Here is a 321-nt window from a genome sequence, read left to right as displayed (position 1 = left end):
GCGCTTTCTTTATCGACAGCGGCCGCCGTGGCCGCTGTTCAGCCTTGCCCGACGAGCCCGCCTGAGGGGCGGCATGCAGAAAAACCGTTTGATAACGGCGAGAAAAATTAAATCCACAAAGGTTCACGATTGAAACATTCTTCACCATATTGATCTTATTGCTCACCGTCTCGTTGTCCGGCGTCGTGACGCGCATATTGCCCTTCCAAATCCCGCTTCCGCTGATGCAAATCATCGTTGGCGCCGTGTTGGCCTGGCCGCAGTTTGGGTTGCATATCGACTTCAATCCCGAGCTTTTCTTGATGCTGTTTATTCCCCCGT

General features: G+C 53.3%; 1 protein-coding gene. It reads right to left on the bottom strand.

The window, feature by feature from the left end:
* Positions 1–196, bottom strand: a 196-nt coding sequence (locus KQX66_RS36980) for a hypothetical protein (RefSeq protein ID WP_216798462.1), incomplete at its 3' end; no start/stop codon positions are given.
* Between the last annotated feature and the right edge of the window lie 125 nt (positions 197–321).

The sequence above is a fragment of the Paenibacillus oleatilyticus genome, from assembly GCF_018998565.1.
GTDB classification, from domain to species: domain Bacteria; phylum Bacillota; class Bacilli; order Paenibacillales; family NBRC-103111; genus Paenibacillus_G; species Paenibacillus_G oleatilyticus.
The sequence above is the reverse complement of the archived record's forward strand: the minus strand, read 5'-3'. Positions and strand labels throughout refer to the sequence as shown.